Genomic DNA, 704 nt, shown 5'->3' with positions numbered 1-704 from the left:
CTCATAATAAATATTAAACAGGCAGCCTTGTAATTCATTTTCAAAGTCTAGCACGTTGATTATTAATGAAAGTCATTTTTTATTTATAGAATTATAGGGCCAACAGTTTGAGTTTAGGATGAAAAATAGTGCCTGCATATTGGTCGCTTTTGGATTCTAATTGAATATCAGCACTGTGAGCTTAGTCCTAGTCTCCAGCTAAACGCGCTTTTGAGCTTATCAAGTGTTGATTGAGTGCGTCTAAGCGTTGTTTGATTTCTGCTGATTGTTCACCGAGTGTGGTGTTATTAACAAGGTTGGCCAGTACTTCATCCTTCTCAAGACATTTTTCTTCAATCGCATTTTTAGGATCATCCGAAAATAGTTGAGTCAGTTTTCCACCGATTTCTTCAATCCATTCTCTGTCAGCATCGGGTGTGGAAGGTAAGTCGCCGAGTTCTTTGGTGACTTGCTGAAAAGAGGTAATGAACGTTTCACGTTCATCTGCGATATCAAATAGCTGGTGCTGAATATTTTCTTTGCTTAACTCTTCACCCATGGCACGGTAAAAATCGACTGTTTGTATGAGTAATTTCAGAATTTCCAGGGCATCAGCCTGTGCATCTGTTCGTATTATCGACATATTAAACGTCTCCAGAATCGGTAGGTATGTCCCCGACAATTGCCTCTATGGCTTCAGGGATAATCTCAAATTCGACAGGGGT

At 39.6% G+C, this 704-nt stretch carries 1 protein-coding gene; it reads right to left on the bottom strand.

Features of this window, described 5'->3' with window-relative positions; all coding sequences use genetic code 11:
* Window positions 1-187 precede the first annotated feature (187 nt).
* A complete protein-coding gene (locus tag B4K20_RS04745; RefSeq protein ID WP_289282056.1) occupies window positions 188-622 on the bottom strand; it encodes a hypothetical protein in 435 nt (144 codons plus the stop codon).
* Between the last annotated feature and the right edge of the window lie 82 nt (window positions 623-704).

Source organism: Methylophaga sp. UBA5088 (assembly GCF_002414625.1).
Lineage (GTDB): Bacteria > Pseudomonadota > Gammaproteobacteria > Nitrosococcales > Methylophagaceae > Methylophaga > Methylophaga marina.
This window is presented reverse-complemented; position numbering and strand designations above follow the sequence as displayed.

What these genes read in the sequence shown, in the direction of transcription:
- B4K20_RS04745 (WP_289282056.1), bottom strand. Translation starts at nt 622, where the DNA reads ATGTCGATAATACGAACAGATGCACAGGCTGATGCCCTGGAAATTCTG.